Source organism: Enterococcus sp. R12 (assembly GCF_058135755.1).
The window spans coordinates 2,513,086-2,532,087 of record NZ_CM176874.1 but is presented as its reverse complement, the minus strand read 5'-3'; the positions used below and the strand labels follow the sequence as shown (position 1 = coordinate 2,532,087).

Genomic DNA, 19,002 nt, shown 5'->3' with positions numbered 1-19,002 from the left:
CAAGCCTTCTTGTTTGGGGGCTATGTAAACTATAGATAAGTAGTATAAGGGGTATGGGCAAAGCATTCGTCTTCATGAATCAAATAGATGGCAACAGCAAACTGTTCGGCGATTTCTTGACACAAGGGCAGCAGGGTTTGAACCTCTTTCGTTGTTAATGTGCTCAAGACATTTTCGATTAAAAGGGTTTCTCTTTCTGAAAGTAAAGCTAAGAGCAGTTGAATTTTGAGCTCCTCAAAGGGTGTTAACTCTGTTCGATCTTTTTTCAAAGCCGATAAGGGAAGCTGCACATAAGGCAGCACATCCTCTAAATCGCCCCCCTTTTTATTTGCAAGAGATACATTGTCCATGACCGATAAAAAGGGGACGGAGGGCCACTGTGCGCGAATCAAGATTGCTTTTTTTTGTGAAAGCAGCAAACTTAATTCAGATGTTTTTGTTTCATTGTCTTTCGCAACATAAAAGAAACCAATTGATTTCGTTAGCTGAGTTGATTTTTCCATTGTTTTTTCCTCCAATACAGACTATGTCCGCTAGCAATCAGACCAGTAAAGCTGGTAACAGCAGCAAGCAATACGATAAGTGTGTGGCGCGTACTCTCAAATAAAATAGCCAGCCAAGTGGTGCTGTTCAAGTCAACATTTTGGACAAGAATTTGACTGTTTTGCGGGATCGTAATGGCGAATTCTTGACCAGGAAGACTTTGAACAGCCTCCCAAAAGTGATCCGAAGCACGCTCACGATCAAGAGCGATGATATGCCCGCTAAGCAATTCTCGCTGGAAATAAGGCTGGAAGAGCAGCAACAACACAAAGGCGATCACGGCAGCTGCTAAAAGCGGCAAGAGCATTTCAAGCAACTGCATCGCCACCCATTGTCTGGTGGTGGCACCGCTTGCTAACCAGGCAGTGTACTCTGAGCGTTTCGATAATTGGTAATAAACTTGAAAGCCGATAAATACCAGTGTAAAGGCACTAAAAATCAAATAGAACAGTTGATGATAGATTGTCGTGACTGGTTGGATCTCTTCCGCTACTTTCGTTTGCAAATCTTCTGTTGTTAAGAGATCTCTGGTTTGAGCGATCACTTGATCCATTGAGTAGATCAAGGCGAAGGTCACGATCAAGCCAATCACGGCAAAGAAGGATACAAGCGTATAAAGCACCATGGCTTTTTTATGATAAAATATGCTGGCAATCGCAAAATGTATAGTTTTCATCTAGTTCACCTCATCCTATTTCATAGTATAAAAGGGGAGTTTGAATAAAGTATGAAGTTCTTGTAGTAAAATATCGAAGCTAAAAAAGCAATAGAAAAAATCGGGTTTTTACGAACAAAACAGCTTAAAAAAATCCAGCAAAGCATCCGCCTTGCTGGATCGATCTTGTAGTACTTATAGGTTATTCTCCGCTATCTTGTTCCGTCATCTGCTGGTATTCTTGGAAGGTTTTTGTTTGGTACAGATCGACGGTCGATTGATTGCCGTTTTGAGAAAAGGCGCTGGTTGAATCACTGCCTAGATTCTTTTCGATAGCCATCATTTGCTGAAGGGCGTCTTTGTAATTATAGGTCGAAGGATCGACTTCTTCTAAACCGCTCTTCGCATAGAAACGTAAGAGATCACCATTGTTGATCTGATCAGAAACCGACAGCTGTTTGTCAACTTTGGCTTTCCACTCATCGACTTTCGCTTGCAGTTCATCGGATGGATCGTTGATCGGCATGCCGGTACGATTGTCATACAATGTACTGCTATAGTAAGTGTAGTCTGGTGTCACAAAGTCGCCATCGCGGAAGGCAACCAGTTGTTCATTTTGATCAGAGAATAAATCTTGTCCCAATTGAATATAGTTCGATGTATCTACACCGAGTAAGTGCAAGAGGGTTGGCAACGCATCAACTTGGCCACCATACGTATGATTGATGCCGCCGTTTGATTGTCCTGGAATATGGATCATATAAGGGACACGTTGCAATGAAGCATTGTCAAAGTTGGTCCAAGTCGAACTTGTTTTTCCAAGCAATTCTGCTAAGTTGCGGTTCCGAGAATTGGAAATTCCGTAATGGTCACCATATAAAACGATGACTGAGTTTTCGTACAAGCCGCTTTCTTTCAAGTAATTAAAGAACTCTTCTACGGCTTTATCTAAATAATTCGCGGTTGCGAAATACCCATTGATCGTTTGATCAGAAGTGTTCGCTAGCGGGAAGCCGCCTTCTTCATTGGTAAATTCAGAATATGGGTAGTGGTTAGAAACTGCAATGAATTTTGAATAGAACGGTTGTTGCAGACGTTCTAAGTATTGTACCGATTGTTCAAAGAACGGTTTGTCATGTAAACCGTATTGGAATGAATTTTCATCATTGACATCATAATACGATGCGTCGAAGAAATAATCATAGCCAAACCGTTTGTAGGTTTCATTTCGGTTCCAGAAGGTACCCGTATTTCCGTGGAAAACCGCACTGGTATAGCCTTGGGTTTGACCTAAAATATCTGGCGCTGCCTCAAAGGTATTTTTCCCACCCAGTTGAGTGAATAATGCCCCTTGATTCAATCCGAACAAGGAATTTTCGAATAACGTTTCCGCATCACTGGTCTTCCCAGCTTTTACTTGATGGAAGAAGTTATCGAAACTAAAGGTGCTATCGCTATGATACAAACTATTGATAAATGGCATAACTTCATGTTCAACACCATCTTCATCTTTTAATTTATAATCGATCAAGAATTGCTGAACACTTTCTAAGTGAATATAAATGACGTTCTTGCCTTTTGCGATACCGAACAGATCGTCATTCGGTTCCGCGTAATGTTCTCTGACATAGCTTTCTACTTCGTTCATGTCGTTGGGACTTGCTTCGGCACGTACTTGCGAAGCTTGATAGGTTTGCACGCCATCATAAACCGTAAAGGCGTTGATCCCAAGGTATTTCACTAAATAGTCACGAGAAAACGTTCGAGTAAGCAGTTCAGGACGATCCGCTTCTGCTAAGAAAAGATTGGCAGAAAAGACCATGACAGCTAAGGTTGAGATCGCAAAAGCCATCCGTGCCCGCACAGGACGAGTGTCCATTTTGATTTTTTTCATTGAAAAGGCTGCAATCAGCACGATAAAGTCAATGAAGTACAACACATCGTAGGGACGGAACAAGCGAATTGCGCTTTCTCCTAGACCACTTGCCACTTTTCCTACACCAAGCATCGTGTTGATGGTGATAAAGTCAGTGAATTCTCGATAGTACGAAACATTGGAGAACAACAGCAGAGTCATCAAGAAATAGATCACAAGCATCGTGATATAAGCTGCTTTGGTTCTTCTTACGTACAATGCGATCGACAGCAGCAACAAAGTCGTTGCGATCGGATTGATGAATAAGATGAAGTACTGAATGCTGCTTTCAATACCTAGGTGGAAGTCCACCATATAGGCAAAGATATTTTTTAGCCAAAATAATAGGGCTAATAGGAAAAAAAAGCCCATTCTTGTATTCACAAAGGTGGATACTTTATTTTTTTTCAAAGGAATCGTCCTCTCTTTTTCCAGTATAACCGGTAAATTACGATTTTACATCACAGTACATTTTACTAGGCTGCGAAAGACGTGTCAAATGAATTCCTTGTCAAGACGCGGAATTAAGTATTTCTTTACTTTCAAGGATACAGACAATACAGTCGCTTTTTGCTATACTAAAAAGGAGAATGAATGGAGCAGATGAACATGAAAATAAAACTAACGAAGCAAGGATCAGCGAAGCTTCGCAAAAAGAATCCGTTGATCCAACGAGAAGATCTTCAACAAGCAATCGAGACGAAGGAGTGGGTCACCTTTATTGATCAGGCCAACCATTTCTTAGGTGTCGGCTATCTTGGGGAACAAAATAAAGGGATCGGATGGGTCGTATCCTTTGAAGAAACAGTGATCGACCAAGCATTCTTTGCGCAACGCTTTGCGAAAGCAAAAGGCAAACGCATTGCTTACTATCAAGATGACCTGACAGATGCCTTTCGTCTGTTTAATGGCGAGGGGGATCAATTGGGGGGACTTACCGTAGATTTGTATGGCGAGTATGTCGTTTTTTCTTGGTACAATGCCACCCTTTATCAACATAAACAAGCGATCGTGGCGGCTTTTCGTCAAATATTTCCCGAGATCAAAGGGGCATATGAAAAAATCCGCTTTACGTCTGAACTGCCTGAATCAGCATGGGTCTATGGAAAAACGGCACCTGAACCCTTACTGGTGAAGGAAAATGGCGTCACGTATGCGACGTATTTGAACGAAGGACTAATGACGGGCATCTTTTTGGATCAAAAAGAAGTTCGTGGGCAACTTGTTGATGGCTTGGCAGCTGGCAAGTCGGTTTTAAATATGTTCAGTTATACGGGGGCGTTTTCTGTCGCTGCTGCTGTCGGTGGCGCTGCTCAAACAACGAGCGTCGATTTGGCAAAACGCAGTCTAGAAAAGACCCGCGAACAATTTGCAGTCAACGGCATTGATCCAGATACCCAGCGTATCCATGTCATGGATGTTTTCAATTACTTTAATTATGCCAGCAAAAAAGACTTGCGCTTTGATGTGATCGTTTTAGATCCGCCGAGTTTTGCCCGCAACAAGAAAAAGGTCTTCTCGGTTGCGAAAAATTATGGCGACTTAGTCACTGATAGTTTGGCGATTTTAGCGCCGGATGGCTTATTGATCGCCTCAACGAATGCGGCCAATCTTTCACCGAGAAAGTTTCAAGAAATGATCGAAGCATCCTTAGAGAAAGCACACGTTGCTTATGAATGTATTCAAAGTTATCGTCTACCAGCTGATTTTGCGGTAGATAAGCATTTTTCCGAAGGGAACTATCTGAAAGTATTCTTTTATCAAATGAAAAAGGAGTGAAGTAGATGAGCCGATCAAAACCAGTAACGTTAGACGGGAAAACACCGCTGATTTGTGTGCCATTGATTGGGAAAACCAATGAAGAGATCTTGAAACAAGCCATTGCTGCTGAGGAATCAGAGGCACAGATCGTCGAATGGCGTGTTGATCATTACAAACATGTCGAAGACCAGCAAGCGGTCTTAGATGCGTTATCACATATTCGCACGACATTAAAGCACAAAGAGCTGCTCTTCACTTTTCGAACCTTGGAAGAAGGGGGCGAGCGGGCGTTCACATTGACCCAGTACAAAGAATTGTGTTTAGCTGCTGCTGATTCAGGTTTGATCGATTGGATCGATGTCGAATTAGAGAAAGCTGAATTTTTAGGTCGAGCCTTTATTCAAGAAATCAAAAAGGCACAGGTAAAGCTGATATTGAGCAATCATGATTTTGAGAAAACGCCAGAAGATGCTGTGTTGATTTTAAAGATCGGCGTAATGAATCAATTTGGTGCCGATGTTGGTAAGTTAGCGATGATGCCTAAGCAAGTCCAAGATGTTTTGCGTTTGATGGGGATCATTACTAAAGCGCGTGGCTTCAACCAACTGCCGTTGGCGATCATGTCGATGGGGGAGCTGGGGAAAATCAGCCGGGTTAGTGGGGCATTGACTGGTTCGGTCTTTACTTTTGCTTCGTTGCAAGGTGCTTCAGCACCTGGACAAATACCGATCGAACGAATGACCAACTACTTACAAGAATTTTCACTCAATGAGTAAGACCAGCCAAGGCCTTCTCTTAGAAGAAACCAAAACAAAAGAGGGATAAAATGGCGAAGAAGAAACAAAAAACCAATGCGATCCGTCAAGTAGAACAACAGAAAATCGCTTATAACGAATACACCTATGAGTGGTCGGAAGATCATCTCGATGCGCAATCCGTCGCTGCACAACTAGCACGCCCGCAAGCCATCTACAAAACGCTGGTGGCAGTGGGCAACAAAACAGGTCCGCTGGTGGCTGTGATTCCTGGAAACAGAGAAGTGGATCTGAAAAAGTTAGCCAAAGTCAGTGGAAACAAAAAAGTAGAGATGCTGCATCTGAGAGATTTAGAAGAAACGACTGGCTATATTCGCGGCGGCTGTTCGCCGATCGGGATGAAAAAGCTCTTTCCTACTTATATTGATCATAAGGCAGAGACACTGGAAGAAATCGTGGTTTCTGCAGGAAAGCGCGGGTTGCAGATGGGGCTTGCCCCACAAGCGTTGCAACAATTGACTAGGGCGATCTTTGCCGATTTGTTGGCACCTGAACACGAATAAAAAATCCCCGTGAACCATCTTGAAATGCCGTTCACGGGGATTATTTTGTACTATTTTATTCCATTACTTCAATATCGAAAACCTCAATATTTTCTAAACCACCATAAAAGTCAAACCACGGAGTGGCATATTGTTTTAGAATGGCGTTTAATTCTTCAACATTTTCTTTCCCTTGGGTGTCCAGCCATTCCAGTAATGCTTTGGCGCCTTGCTTCCCATAGATTTCCACACTATCGCGCCAAGTTGCTCGTCCACCTAAGATCCCTGAGAATTTAGCACCGTGTTGACCAGCAAAGGTCAATTCATCGCGAAAGACATTCGCTGGGACACCCGCACTCAAATAGATAAATGGTCGCGTCGCAGCGTCACTAGCTTCTTTGAAGTAATTGGCGGCTTCTTCTTGCGTATAGACGGCCTCTAAGCCTTCTTTTTGGAAACCTTCAACTAAGTCGAACTGAACCGGTACTTCGACTTTCAAAATATCGATATGGTAGTGATCTTTCGTCAGTTCCTGAATGGTTCGGATGACCTTGCTCGGTTTGATCTTGGCAAAAGCAGGTGATTTGTCATCTGTGATCTCATCGTCGTAAACGATTGGCTCTACAAATAACGGAATATCGGCCGCTTGTGCCTCCGTACCTAAACGTTCTAAAAACGCATGTTTGGTATCTAAAATCTCTTGCGGTTCATCTGGATTATAATAAACCAAGACTTTTGCAGCATCTGCCCCTTTTTTCACTAAGCGCTGCAGCGATTCATTGGGTAAAATTTCTGGCAAACGACCCGGCGTATTGACATCATACCCTGTTTTTTCATAGGAAAGGATCAAGCCAGCATTGGGATTCTTTGCTTCGATCCCTAAGAAGCCATATTCCTCATCTAACAAAATACTGCTGACATATTTGGTCAATTCTTGGGAAACCAACTGCTTGAATTCATAAATGTGTTCCATCGTAAAGTCATCCGGTCCAGTTGCCGCCTTCATCATTTTTTTCATGGAACCACGTTGGTCGATCGCTAGTGCGGCAATCACACCATCGTCATTTGAAAGTTTTTGCATTCGTTCAAATTTACCTCTTGAAATTCGTTTCATTAAAAAAACCTCCCTCGATCTTGCTATTTTTAGTCTACGCCTACTTTGAGAAAAACCCAACTAATAAGCAAAAAGAGAGGAGACCCAGGTGTTGGTAGCAACGGCAAGGATATTGCTGCCAACACCTGGGTCATCGATCAATAACTGAAATAACTAGCTGTTTCTGCTGCGTTTTTCCCTGAAACATGTCCAGTACAAAACGCTGCTGTAATGTTGAAACCACCTGTATACCCATTGATATCCAATAATTCACCAGCAAAATACAAGCCGTTGATTTTCTTGCTCTCCATGGTTTTTGGATTGATTTCTTTCAGATGGACCCCGCCACCAGTCACGAAAGACTTTTCTAACGGGAACGTGCGAACGATAGTGACTGAAAAGCCTTTGATCAAGGAAGCGAGCGCAGCCAACTGTTCTGGTGAGGCTTTTTCAGCAACCAGCTCATGCAGGTCTAGCTGCTGCAAAAAGAAGGTCATCAAGCGCTCAGGCAAAAAGCCAGCTAAAGCATTCGGCAATTGTTTCTTCGAAGCTGCAGACTGAATCAATTCCTGGGTCAAGGCTTCATGGGATTTTGCTGGTAGACAATCCAGAACAACCGTCACGGGTTGCTGCTTTTTCAATTCTTGATTTACAAAAGAGGAACAGCGTAAAGCAGCTGGACCAGATAACCCAAAGTGGGTAAACAAAAGATCCATGGTATGGGCGACGATGGGCTTTCCTTTTTGATCCAAGACACTCAACGTGATGTCTTGCAAGGAAATGCCTTGCAACGTCCGCTCTTGAATAAAGGAGTCTTCTGAAACAAGCGGCGATTCGGTTGGATAAAGTGGCGTAATGGTATGGCCGACTTTTTTTGCCATCTTATAGCCGTCCCCCGTTGCGCCCGTGGAAGGATAGGTGCGGCCGCCTGTCGTCAAAATCACACTAGGGGCAGAGAACTCATCGATTTCGGTTCGCACGCCGCGAATTTGACTGCCGTCATGGATCAGCTTTGTGACGACCGTGTTCGTCAATAGGGTGACGTGATGATCGTTGATTGCTTGAAGCAACGCTTCGACGATGGTTTTTGATTTGTTTGTCACAGGGAACATCCGTCCGTGGTCTTCTTCTTTTAAGACGACACCTAAGTCTGCGAAAAACGCCATTACATCATAATTATTGAATTGAGAAAACGTGCTATACAAAAACTTGCCGTTTCCTGGAATATGAGCAACTAAATCATCTACCGGCCGATTATTGGTTACATTGCAGCGTCCGCCGCCAGTCATCAATAATTTCTTGCCGATTTTTTTGTTTTTTTCGATTAATAACACCCGCGCACCTTGTTTGGCAGCAGTGATCGCAGCCATCATGCCGCTCGTACCTGCACCAACAACAATGACATCATAGGTTTTTTCCATTCTTTTCACCTCTTTGGGATTGTAACACATCGGCTATGAGTGCTGAAAGGATTGGTCGATTTTTTTCGAATAATAAAAAATTCTGACAATTCTAAAAAAAAGCGTGCAATTTCAGAAAATTTCTTTAAAATAGAAAATATCTTAAAGGAGGTAATGCACTATGACCAAAGCTTCAGCTTACGTGAAAGAAATTCAAGCGAAGATTCATGAGAAAGACCAACACCAACCGGAATTTCTTCAAGCAATTGACGAATTTTTGCCTACGATCGTTCCCTTTTTAGAGGAGCATCCAGAATATATTGAATCAAATATCCTTGCACTCTTAACTGAACCAGAACGTTTTATCCAATTCAGAGTCCCGTGGCAAGATGATCAAGGCAACTGGCAAGTAAACCGTGGCTATCGGATTCAATTCAACTCGGCAATGGGGCCTTACAAAGGCGGCTTGCGTTTTCACCCAAGTGTAAACTTGAGTATCTTGAAGTTTTTGGCGTTTGAGCAAATCTTCAAAAACAGCTTGACAGGTCTGCCGATCGGCGGCGGCAAAGGCGGAAGTGATTTTGATCCAAAAGGCAAATCAGATGCCGAAGTGATGCGTTTTTGCCAAAGCTTTATGACGGAGCTGTCAAAACATATCGGACCTGACTTAGATGTTCCAGCTGGCGACATTGGTGTCGGAGGCCGAGAAATCGGCTATTTGTTTGGTGCCTACAAACGATTGAAGCAATACGATGCTGGTATTTTAACTGGTAAGCCATTAGACTTCTGGGGCAGTAAAAACCGCACAGAAGCAACGGGTTATGGCGCCGTTTATTTCGTTAAGCATTTATTGACAGACCTAGGTGAAACCTTTGCAGGCAAAAAAGCGATCGTTTCTGGAAGCGGCAATGTTGCGATCTATGCAATTGATAAATTGCAAGAATTAGGTGCGATCCCTGTCACGTGTTCTGATTCCTCTGGTTTTATCTATGACAAAGACGGCATTGATCTGGCCTTGTTAAAAGAGATCAAAGAAATGAAGCGTGAACGGTTGACGGCTTACGCCAAGGAACGTCCATCAGCCGAATATCATGAAGGGGCATCTGTCTGGGATTTTGATACACCAGCGGAATTAGCCTTTCCTTGCGCGACCCAAAACGAGATTGATCTCTCACAAGCCAAACGTGCAAAAGCCAATGGTGTCCGGGTCGTTTCTGAAGGCGCGAATATGCCTAGCTCATTAGAAGCAGCAGAATATTTTATTGAAGAAGGAATTTTCTACTGCCCAGGAAAAGCAGCCAATGCTGGCGGCGTAGCCGTTTCTGCGTTAGAAATGAGTCAAAACTCCCAACGACTGCAATGGGAAAAAGCTGAAGTCGATGCCAAATTGGACGATATCATGAAGTCGATCTATGAGGCATGCCGTGATACTGCTGAAACCTTCGAACAAAAAAATAATTTTATGTTAGGTGCGAACGTCGCAGGCTTTGAAAAAGTTGCTAAAGCAATGTTTGCTCAAGGACTTGTCTAAAATCACCCAACAGGCTACCTATCAGGAATTACTTGAAAAAAGTTGAAAAAAAACGTAAAGTAGGTAGTGTATGAAAAACTATTTTTTCAAGGAGGACAAATCATGTCACACATCAAGTTTGACTATTCGAAAGTAGCACCATTCGTGAACGAATACGAATTGAGCTACATGCAAAGTCAAGTTACAGCAGCAGACAAACAATTACGCGAAGGAACAGGTGCTGGTAGCGACTTTTTAGGTTGGATCGACCTTCCTAAAAACTATGACAAAGATGAATTTGCGCGCATCAAAAAAGCGGCTGAAAAAATTCAATCTGATTCTGAAGTATTAGTCGTGATCGGGATCGGCGGATCTTATTTAGGAGCGAAAGCAGCGATTGATTTCTTAAATCATTCTTTCTTTAACTTGCTACCAAATGAAGAACGCAAAGCACCACAAATCTTTTTTGCAGGTAATTCGATTTCTTCAACATACTTAGCAGATTTGATCGAAATCATCGGTGACCGTGACTTCTCTGTGAATGTGATCTCAAAATCAGGAACAACTACTGAGCCAGCGATCGCTTTTCGTGTTTTCAAAGAACGTTTGATTGAAAAATACGGCAAAGAAGAAGCCAACAAACGGATCTACGCAACAACGGATAAAGCGAAAGGTGCAGTAAAAGTTGAAGCAGATGCTGAAAACTGGGAAACCTTTGTGATTCCAGATGACGTCGGCGGCCGTTTCTCTGTATTGACTGCTGTTGGTTTATTACCAATCGCTGCCAGCGGAGCGGATATCGATGCCTTGATGCAAGGGGCAGCAGATGCTAGCGATGCTTACGCAAGTGACGACCTTGAAAAAAATGAAGCGTATCAATATGCAGCAATGCGTAACATCCTTTATCGTAAAGGCAAAGTAACCGAGTTGCTGATCAACTACGAACCAGGCATGCAATACTTCTCAGAATGGTGGAAACAATTATTCGGCGAGTCTGAAGGAAAAGACCAAAAAGGGATCTATCCTTCAAGTGCAAACTTCTCGACAGACTTGCATTCTCTTGGTCAATACATCCAAGAAGGCCGTCGCAATATCTTTGAAACAGTTGTTAAAGTTGAAAAACCACGCAAATCAATTGCGATCCCTACACAAGAAGCAGATCTTGATGGTCTTGGCTACTTAGAAGGAAAAGAAGTTGATTTTGTTAATACGAAAGCCTTTGAGGGAACATTACTTGCACATACAGATGGAGATGTACCAAATCTGTTAGTAAAAATCCCTACAATGGATGCTTACACGTTAGGGTACACGATGTACTTCTTTGAGATCGCTGTAGGAATTTCTGGCTACTTAAATGGCGTGAACCCATTTGACCAACCAGGAGTTGAAGCTTACAAGAAAAACATGTTCGCCTTACTTGGCAAACCAGGTTTCGAAGATCTTGCAAAAGAATTGAACGAACGTCTATAATAAGATAAAGAAACGCCTCGAGCCAGTTCTGATCTGCTCAAGGCGTTTTTATTTTATTTAATAACAAATCAGTAATCCAAAAAATCAGCGGTCTTCTTTTAATCCCCAAAGCAACGCAGCAGACAATAGTCCAAAGATACAGGTTTGAATAATTGGCATTTGACTCATCTCCTTTTGATTTTCTTTAGTATAAAATGAATTCTATTCAGTGGCACGAACAAAGCAGTGGGTTTCAACGAACGAAACTGTCATTTCTTGGTGACAAATGCGTGATGAATCGAAATAAAACGTTTTCAATTTGATGCTTTTTTGTTATTATATCTTTAAGAAAGAAAACGGTTGAGGTGAGGATATGGAGAATATTACGATCGGTGAAAAATATGTCTGCCAACCTGTCGGGGCGAGCAAGCCTGTGATTGGTGTGGTTGAAAAATTATACGTAAATACGGCGTTGATCGTCGTTTCAAGTTATGAAGAAGAAGATCAAGCACAAGTAGAAGCTTGTAATCGTCGGATGATCGTCAGTTTCAATAAAATTTGTACGCAAACGAACGTTGCCTAACCAACTAGCAAAAAATGCTGCTCAACGGAACACCGTGAGCAGCATTTTTCTTCGTGTGAGATCAGCCAACGCCGATCACAAAATTCAATAGTTTGTCTGAATAAGTCATATCTTCTTCCGTCACACTCAACTCTTCATTTAAGATCTCCATCTGGTCAGTAATGATCCCGTCCACCCCGTAAAAACGCATCCGGCTGATAGTATCCGCATCATTGGGGGTCCAAACGAACACTTCCTTGCCATCGGTTCGGGCAGAAGCGATGAAGTTGCGGTTGATCGTACTGTATTCCATCGTCAGAAAATCAGCACTGGTCAGTGGTGGCCCCACGACATTGAAGGGCATGATGTATCCTGAAATCAATTGAGGCGCCTGCGCCTTTAACTCCTCAACAACTGTATAGGAGAGGCTTTGCATAATATGACCATTTGCAAGGAGGTCCTCTTGATATCTTGCTAAAAAGGCATTTACAAGTTCCGCGGTATCTTTTCGCTGCGTTTTGATCTCCACCAACAGTTTTTGGTCCAATTGGTTGGCAAGTGCCAAGTACTCATCAAAGGTTGGAATACGCGCTGTCTGATTGTTTTCCGAAACTGTCAGTGATTCGGCGTAATTCAAAGGCAATTGCTCTGGTTTGCCATGACCACCTGTTAACGGACGGTAAGAAAAATCATGATAGACAATAAAATGACCATCACTGGTTTGCTGGACGTCCATTTCAACATAATCCGGTTGGTACTTCTCGCTAGTAAAGCGTAGTGCTTCAAGAGAATTTTGGACCCCTTGTCCGTCGCTGACCCCTCGATGGGAGATCGTTACCGGATGGATCGAAGCAGCTGAAGTCAGATAGTTCATATTATATAGACTAACACCGACACCGAAAAGCACCGTTACCAAGGTAAACAACGAACTTTTTAGACCTAAGAAATGACGCTGGTTCAATGGCTCTTGGTGGAACCATGAAGGAATCTCTGGTAAAAAGCCTTCATCATCCATGAAATCAACGATGATGTAAAAAATGGCTACCGTCGATAAAATGACATTCAGTAACAAGATAAACTGCAAGAAAGTCATAATAAAAACAGCACTATACAACGCATAGTCCGGTGTAACAACTTCAATCACCGCCTGAATGGTAATCAGCAAAGTGAAGCCCAGTGTCGAAATCAACAAGATGCTACCACCGATAAAGACAAATTGTCCAACGATGGCAAAAAAACGGCGTTTTGTTACTTGGAGGCTTTCTTTGATCGCTTTTCGAAAGGGCAGATCACGTAATATCATTTCTGGCAAGGCAAAGATCACGCGAATCCCCAAGTAAATCAACAAAACATAAACCAACAGCACTGCCCCGATGATCAAGACACGGTTGGCAAAAATGAAATCCATGATAAATGCGGGAATTTTGATTTTTGCGAGTAAATCAGAATTAAAACTCAACCCACCGATCGGTAAAATCAGTAAGAAGTAAAACAGGAAAAATAAAAAGGTCATCGGCCGTAATTTACGCAACTGCAAAACAGTCATCCGTAACAATTGCCGCAAGCTGATCGGCTGTTTCTTTTTAATAAAATAGACACTTAGCAGCAAAAAAGTAAACTCAAAAAAGACGGCTAATAAAATCAAAAGTAAAATCAGTGTTAATGAGAGCAGCACGACTGGGTGGTCGGTAAAGATACTGCCAATATTATCAAAAGAAAGGTAAGGCAAGCCCCCACGTTTTAAGACGAACTTGGTGGAAGCCGATAAGATTGGGATCACTAAGAACAACAAAGCACCGTGCATCAGTAACACATCACGGAAGTAGGCATTGCTGTCTTTCAAAAAATCCCAAGTGTTGACTAAGCTGTTTTTTAAATAATTCATGGTCGTCATCCTAACAAAAGTAAGTATTTTGGTTCCTATTTATTCTAAAAAGGCGGAAAAAAAGAGTCGAACAGTTTCAGAAGCACATTCGCCACAGGTATAGATCCCTGTATGAAAAGCAGCTCCTTCATGTTCGGCTCAATGAATTGATCGTTTTTCTTACCTATTTTTCTTATCCGCCTAACAAACCAGTTAAGAATGTTCCACCATAAATCAAAGCCATGCTGTACAAGAAAATTGAAGCAGGTTTTGCCAACAAAATAATCAGCGTAAATTTCTTCACTGTCATGTTGGTCAAGCCAGCCATTAGACAAAGGGCATCATCTGGGGCGACTGGTAGAAAGATTGCAAGGGCGAAAAGTTTTTCAAATCGGCTTTGGTTATCTAACCAGCCAATATATTTATCGTAAGTTTTGTCACTGATCATACTTAAAATGAATGGTTTACCGTATCGTCGGCCTAGCAGGAAAATAATGACAGAACCAATACTGATTCCTACATAGTTATAAACGAATCCTAGATAAGGACCGAAAATCAAGACACCTGCAGCGCTGGAGACACCACCGGGAATGATCGGGATCACTACTTGCAAGATCTGCAAAAGGATAAAGACGATTGGTCCTAAGATAACGGAATTTCCAACTAGACCTCGCAGTGCATTAATGTCTTTGAAAACACCTAGATTGATAAAATAGATCGTTAATGCGATAGATAAACCTAAGCCAATAATAGAAATCGTATTAATGATACGACGAGAAGTTGCTATGCTCACAGGACTTCATCTCCTTTATGTTTCATAATCCCACTATACGGGGTGAGACCAGAAAAATCCAGTAAAACAAATGACAAACGTCAAACAGTTTTGTAAGGTATGCCTTTATTATAAAAGAAGTCCGAAAAGAAAACATTGTACTAAAGTCTGAAATAAGAAAAATTTATAGTTTCTGCGCACCAATAGTTTCAGGAGATTTTTTTATCTGAGGGATGTTTTTTCGTTCGCTTCATTTGCCAACGATTAACGATCTTTTCGACCACACTCGTCATCATGAAGCCTCCAGCGATCGCCCCAGCGGTGATGACAACGATCATCAGATTTTCAAAGCCGACAAAGTTGTCGCCCAAAGCGAATTCTCGAACGGCTTTGTAGGCAGGACCACCCGGTACGAGAGGAACGAGGCTAGGAATGTTAAAAATGATCATGGGCATTTTTTTTCTGCGGGAAAAAAAGATGCTGACGCAACCGACGGCAAATGCGGCTAAGAAGTTGGCGCTTCCTAGACCGTAGCCAATCGTTTTCAATGACCAATAGATCATCCAGCCAACCGTTCCAGCGATGCCTGTTGCAACTAAGGCTCTTTTAGGAATATTGGTCAAGATACCAAAGGTCACGGTGCTTAAAAAGCTAAAGGAAAGGTGAATAAAAATCGTCATGAGATCCCTCCAAATAAGGTGAAGACCGTGGCGATGCCAACACCGATCGCGGCAGCTGTGAAAATAGCTTCAGTTCCCCGAGCAGTCCCACTGATGAGATGGCCTGCCAAAATATCCCGAAAGGAATTGGTGATCGCTACACCAGGAACTAAGGGCATGACGGCACCGATAATCAAATTATCGACGTTTTGTGCGACATGAAGAGAGACCGCTAGAAGAGACAAAGTACCGATCAGTAAAGAGGCGCAAAACATATCCAAAAAGCGGATATCGATGACTTTTTTGACCCAATAGGCGCATAAAAATCCCAGACAGCCAATGACAAACGTTGCTAGAAAATCAAACCAAGTACCGCCGAAAATAATCATTAAAGTACTGCTGACCACGCCCGCACTAAACACCTGCAGCCAATAAGGAAAACTTGGTGTCGTTGGATTGACCTTTTTTAATGCCTCGTGCAGTTCCACTAACGAGATTTTTTTTTCAGCATAGGCACGAGACAATCCGTTGACGGCAACAATTTTTTCGAGATTGATGACTCGATCATGAACATTTTCTACTTGTGCATAGTGGCTACTGCGTAAGCCCATAAAAAGTCCAGTTGCTGTTACATAACTAATGCTGCCTTGCTCCCCGGCATTTGCTGCAATTCGATTCATTGTATCTTCCACTCGATAGACTTCCGAGCCGTTTTCCATCATGATTTTTCCTGCCAACAAACAGGTCTCCAATAATAGCTCTTTTGATTTAGCCATTTCCAAACTCCTTTTTCAATCGAATTTGCGCACTACATTCTTAGTGTACAATTTCAGCGAGTTTTCAACAAGGAAGAAAAGTAGATTTGAAAAATAACTAGCAGTCAATGCGTAGGATTTTTTGTGATAAATGAAAGGAGAAGCACTTCTTTTAATTAGTAAACATTCGTTTTTAATGAACAAAGTGAATAGAAATAAGATAACGGATGGAGTGTTTTATTTTAAAAAAATGAATATCTCGGTTACAATTAAATAAATATAAAAAGGGGGATTTATTGATGCGAAGGAAGGTCTATACAAGAGAACACATTTTGAAGGCCGCTTATGAACTGATCAATAGAGAAGGTTTTGGCAATTTTACGGCCCGGAATATCGCTAAGCACATGGGAATTTCTACTCAACCGATTTATCTTGAGTTCGAAAATATGCAGGACTTAAAAAATACCTTGGTGGAGGCTGTTTTCAAAGATTTATCGGAAAATGTTTTTCCAGTTGTTCGAACAGGAGACAAACTTGTTGATTTAGGCCTGAATTATATACGCTTCGCTCAAGAGCAGCACAATCTCTACATCGCCCTTTTTATCGACGACTATGGCGGTGGGAAATTGATGCATGATTTTTCATCGACCTATTTCAAATCCTTGATCAAATCAGAAGAAAAATATGCGGATCTTTCAGAAGATGCGGTAAATGCATTACATAATGGCGCATGGATCGTTGTGACTGGTTTGGCTTCCTTAATGTCGGCGGGTATCATCACACCCACCGATGACCAGATCATCAAAATCATCAACGAGACCATTGAAGGCGTAATCGAAAAGAAAGATAGCTACATCTTCGATTAAAGAACAAAAAATCTGCATCCCATTACTTATTGGGTGCAGATTTTTCTTGACATTTTTAATAAAACTAGCGAAAATAACTGTTATGGAGAGTTGGCAGAGTGGTAATGCAGCGGACTCGAAATCCGCCGACCCGGTTCATCCCGGCGCGCAGGTTCAAATCCTGTACTCTCCTTATATCAACGCTTTGGAGCGTTTAGCCTATCTTTCGAGATAGGCTTTTTTGTTTGTAGTGGGCAGAAAAATGGGCAGAGAAGCTAACTGACTGCCGAGCTTGATCGATGACCATCTGAAAAACCCTCAGCTTACACTCAATCGGGAAATCAACAGAAATGTACGCCAATTCGCTGGACCATTTTTTCTTGTGGTGCGGCAACAAACGAAAAGAATCAATCGGGCAAACGCGCTAAGGCGTATTCAATTTGTTCAGAAGTAAAGCCTTCAAAAGAAAGTTGGCTCGCCACACGCTCATCTGATAAGGATAAATTTTGCGAGTAGCGAATTGCTTTTTTCAAAGCTTGCTCGTTCCAATCGGCATCCACGGTGGCTACGGCAAAGTCTGCTGCGCTCTCAGAAAAATCTTCATAGAGTAATTGCCGTTTCAAGCTCGACTGAGAAAACGCATTGCTGAATAAGTATCTTTCTGCACGATTCAGTGCATTTCTTTCTTCACGAGAAAGTTGAGGTGTATGTTGCTCGTTGTTTGCGGGTTCTTCTTGTTGCGCGCTGCTTGCTTCGTTGTTGCCAGCTGTTTGTTCTCCTTGTGGTTGTTCCATGGAAACAGTGGCATCGCCAAAGGATTCATTTTTCCTTGCTTCGTTACGTAAAGAAAGGCTTAATTGCGCAGTGATGCTATCGAAAGACGTCACATCTTGGTAGAAGGACAAGCCACCATACGAAAACAAGACAATAAAGGCGGAAGCGACAATGAGAAAAACATTTCGATCTCGTTTGTTTTTTTGAGTTATCAACCCAATATAAAATAAGATAATGCCAAAAATGAAACCGATCAAACCGATAAAAAACAAACCAGCGAAAAATGTAGCCATAAGCATCCCCCCTAATAAAACAGTTTTCTAAAGTTAATAGTACTATGTCTGGAATCAGAAAACAGATTTGTCTTTTCATGAATAGAGGAAAAGAATGATTTGACAAATGTAACGTGTATGCTATTAATGGATCATTCATATGTATTAAAGAAGTGACGCTCAAGAATTACTGGTAAAATCGCTAGTAAACGAAATGAAAGTATAGTTGTAACAGTAGGAGGGAAGAAGATGGATTTTGAAGAAAAAGATTATTTTATGCGTTACACAAAAATTGCGGCACAGGGATTGAGCAAATTTATTAAGCAAGGATCTGTTGATGAAATCTTACAGCTGGATGAACAGCAAATTGGACAGAAGCAAGAAGCGGATACTGCAAAAGACAAAAGCGAGCCAAAAAACAAGAAAGCACCTAGCTAATTTTTTCCTTAGCGAGGTGCTTTCAGTACGAATCGGTATCCTTCATTTGGATAAACTCCTTATGCAGTTTTTTTCAATTCTTGTACAGCTTGCTCGATCGTAATTCCAGTCGCAAAATGATTCGCATCTTTTTTATCGAAAACGATAAATAAATTCAATTTGGTATCCAGAGTTACACGATATTGTAGATCTGTGTTATAGAATGTCATAGTCATTCTCCTTTCTTAAAACTTGTCATTGAAAGGCAACGGTTAGTTGATAACGAAATTCCATAGTTAGAATAACACTTTTTTTCACATTCGTCCAATAAAACTATCAAACGAACGAATCTGACTGATCCTTTTCAAGAAATCAATGCCTGAGAATGGCAGCAAAAGAAGTTTCCTGGAGTCAGTAAATTCGGGAAAAGTATCTTTGTATATTTTCAGAAAAATAGAA

At 41.8% G+C, this 19,002-nt stretch carries 19 protein-coding genes and 1 tRNA gene; 9 read left to right on the top strand and 11 right to left on the bottom strand.

Features of this window, described 5'->3' with window-relative positions; all coding sequences use genetic code 11:
• Positions 1-29 precede the first annotated feature (29 nt).
• The 3 genes from ACTW1R_RS11725 to ACTW1R_RS11715 all read right to left on the bottom strand — a co-directional run bounded on the left by ACTW1R_RS11725 (position 30) and on the right by ACTW1R_RS11715 (position 3,485).
• Positions 30-503: a hypothetical protein gene (locus tag ACTW1R_RS11725; protein WP_074933571.1), complete on the bottom strand. Its 474-nt coding sequence runs from the start codon at positions 501-503 to the stop codon at positions 30-32.
• On the bottom strand, positions 482-1,219 hold the full coding sequence (locus tag ACTW1R_RS11720; RefSeq protein ID WP_005229124.1) for a hypothetical protein: 738 nt from the start codon (positions 1,217-1,219) through the stop codon (positions 482-484). The genes ACTW1R_RS11725 and ACTW1R_RS11720 overlap by 22 nt, the downstream gene beginning before the upstream one ends.
• Positions 1,220-1,400: 181 nt before the next feature.
• A complete protein-coding gene (locus tag ACTW1R_RS11715) occupies positions 1,401-3,485 on the bottom strand; it encodes an LTA synthase family protein (protein WP_086338711.1) in 2,085 nt (694 codons plus the stop codon).
• A 237-nt stretch (positions 3,486-3,722) separates the two neighbouring features.
• Here ACTW1R_RS11715 and ACTW1R_RS11710 point away from each other — a divergent pair, with 237 nt between their 5' ends.
• Genes ACTW1R_RS11710 through ybaK form a run of 3 tightly spaced genes read left to right on the top strand, consistent with a single transcriptional unit; the run spans position 3,723 to position 6,192 of the window.
• Entirely contained in the window at positions 3,723-4,892 is a 1,170-nt protein-coding gene (locus ACTW1R_RS11710) for a class I SAM-dependent rRNA methyltransferase (RefSeq protein ID WP_334202376.1), read from the top strand.
• 5 nt (positions 4,893-4,897) lie between these two features.
• On the top strand, positions 4,898-5,650 hold the full coding sequence (gene aroD, locus ACTW1R_RS11705) for a type I 3-dehydroquinate dehydratase (protein ID WP_005229128.1): 753 nt from the start codon (positions 4,898-4,900) through the stop codon (positions 5,648-5,650).
• Positions 5,651-5,700: 50 nt separating this feature from the next.
• The gene (ybaK, locus tag ACTW1R_RS11700; RefSeq protein WP_015510105.1) at positions 5,701-6,192 is read left to right on the top strand and encodes a Cys-tRNA(Pro) deacylase; all 492 of its coding nucleotides are present in this window, start codon (positions 5,701-5,703) and stop codon (positions 6,190-6,192) included.
• 55 nt (positions 6,193-6,247) lie between these two features.
• Here the strand turns inward: ybaK and ACTW1R_RS11695 are convergent, their stop codons facing one another.
• Positions 6,248-7,285 carry a tagatose 1,6-diphosphate aldolase gene (locus tag ACTW1R_RS11695; protein ID WP_271812892.1) on the bottom strand — a complete coding sequence of 346 codons (1,038 nt, stop codon included), beginning with the start codon at positions 7,283-7,285 and terminating at the stop codon, positions 6,248-6,250.
• A gap of 137 nt (positions 7,286-7,422) precedes the next feature.
• The gene (locus ACTW1R_RS11690) at positions 7,423-8,685 is read right to left on the bottom strand and encodes a BaiN/RdsA family NAD(P)/FAD-dependent oxidoreductase (RefSeq protein WP_128489341.1); all 1,263 of its coding nucleotides are present in this window, start codon (positions 8,683-8,685) and stop codon (positions 7,423-7,425) included.
• Between the two features lie 160 nt (positions 8,686-8,845).
• On the opposite strand from ACTW1R_RS11690, the gene gdhA reads away from it, so the two are divergent.
• The 3 genes from gdhA to ACTW1R_RS11675 all read left to right on the top strand — a co-directional run bounded on the left by gdhA (position 8,846) and on the right by ACTW1R_RS11675 (position 12,206).
• Positions 8,846-10,195, top strand: coding sequence for an NADP-specific glutamate dehydrogenase (gene gdhA / locus ACTW1R_RS11685; RefSeq protein ID WP_271812890.1), 1,350 nt, complete (start codon positions 8,846-8,848; stop codon positions 10,193-10,195).
• Positions 10,196-10,297: 102 nt separating this feature from the next.
• The gene (locus ACTW1R_RS11680) at positions 10,298-11,644 is read left to right on the top strand and encodes a glucose-6-phosphate isomerase (protein WP_005229134.1); all 1,347 of its coding nucleotides are present in this window, start codon (positions 10,298-10,300) and stop codon (positions 11,642-11,644) included.
• A gap of 352 nt (positions 11,645-11,996) precedes the next feature.
• Positions 11,997-12,206, top strand: a complete 210-nt coding sequence (locus ACTW1R_RS11675) for a hypothetical protein (protein ID WP_005229136.1) — start codon at positions 11,997-11,999, stop codon at positions 12,204-12,206.
• A 61-nt stretch (positions 12,207-12,267) separates the two neighbouring features.
• Here the strand turns inward: ACTW1R_RS11675 and ACTW1R_RS11670 are convergent, their stop codons facing one another.
• The 4 genes from ACTW1R_RS11670 to ACTW1R_RS11655 form a co-directional block, all read right to left on the bottom strand.
• Complete coding sequence (locus tag ACTW1R_RS11670; RefSeq protein WP_034858838.1) at positions 12,268-14,070, bottom strand: glycerophosphoryl diester phosphodiesterase membrane domain-containing protein; 1,803 nt, start codon at positions 14,068-14,070, stop codon at positions 12,268-12,270.
• A gap of 172 nt (positions 14,071-14,242) precedes the next feature.
• Positions 14,243-14,842: a TVP38/TMEM64 family protein gene (locus ACTW1R_RS11665; protein ID WP_005229140.1), complete on the bottom strand. Its 600-nt coding sequence runs from the start codon at positions 14,840-14,842 to the stop codon at positions 14,243-14,245.
• 188 nt (positions 14,843-15,030) lie between these two features.
• Positions 15,031-15,501, bottom strand: a complete 471-nt coding sequence (locus ACTW1R_RS11660; RefSeq protein WP_016608602.1) for a threonine/serine exporter family protein — start codon at positions 15,499-15,501, stop codon at positions 15,031-15,033.
• A complete protein-coding gene (locus ACTW1R_RS11655; RefSeq protein WP_271812888.1) occupies positions 15,498-16,256 on the bottom strand; it encodes a threonine/serine exporter family protein in 759 nt (252 codons plus the stop codon). The genes ACTW1R_RS11660 and ACTW1R_RS11655 overlap by 4 nt, the downstream gene beginning before the upstream one ends.
• Before the next feature lie 278 nt (positions 16,257-16,534).
• On the opposite strand from ACTW1R_RS11655, the gene ACTW1R_RS11650 reads away from it, so the two are divergent.
• Both ACTW1R_RS11650 and ACTW1R_RS11645 read left to right on the top strand, forming a co-directional pair.
• The gene (locus tag ACTW1R_RS11650) at positions 16,535-17,101 is read left to right on the top strand and encodes a TetR/AcrR family transcriptional regulator (RefSeq protein ID WP_010749693.1); all 567 of its coding nucleotides are present in this window, start codon (positions 16,535-16,537) and stop codon (positions 17,099-17,101) included.
• Positions 17,102-17,185: 84 nt separating this feature from the next.
• Positions 17,186-17,273: transfer RNA gene (locus ACTW1R_RS11645), tRNA-Ser, on the top strand.
• A gap of 214 nt (positions 17,274-17,487) precedes the next feature.
• Here the strand turns inward: ACTW1R_RS11645 and ACTW1R_RS11640 are convergent.
• The gene (locus ACTW1R_RS11640) at positions 17,488-18,147 is read right to left on the bottom strand and encodes an Ltp family lipoprotein (protein ID WP_271812886.1); all 660 of its coding nucleotides are present in this window, start codon (positions 18,145-18,147) and stop codon (positions 17,488-17,490) included.
• Between the two features lie 228 nt (positions 18,148-18,375).
• Here ACTW1R_RS11640 and ACTW1R_RS11635 point away from each other — a divergent pair, with 228 nt between their 5' ends.
• Positions 18,376-18,564: a hypothetical protein gene (locus ACTW1R_RS11635; RefSeq protein ID WP_271812884.1), complete on the top strand. Its 189-nt coding sequence runs from the start codon at positions 18,376-18,378 to the stop codon at positions 18,562-18,564.
• Positions 18,565-18,623: 59 nt separating this feature from the next.
• Here the strand turns inward: ACTW1R_RS11635 and ACTW1R_RS11630 are convergent, their stop codons facing one another.
• A complete protein-coding gene (locus tag ACTW1R_RS11630) occupies positions 18,624-18,773 on the bottom strand; it encodes a hypothetical protein (RefSeq protein ID WP_005229155.1) in 150 nt (49 codons plus the stop codon).
• Positions 18,774-19,002: the final 229 nt, after the last annotated feature.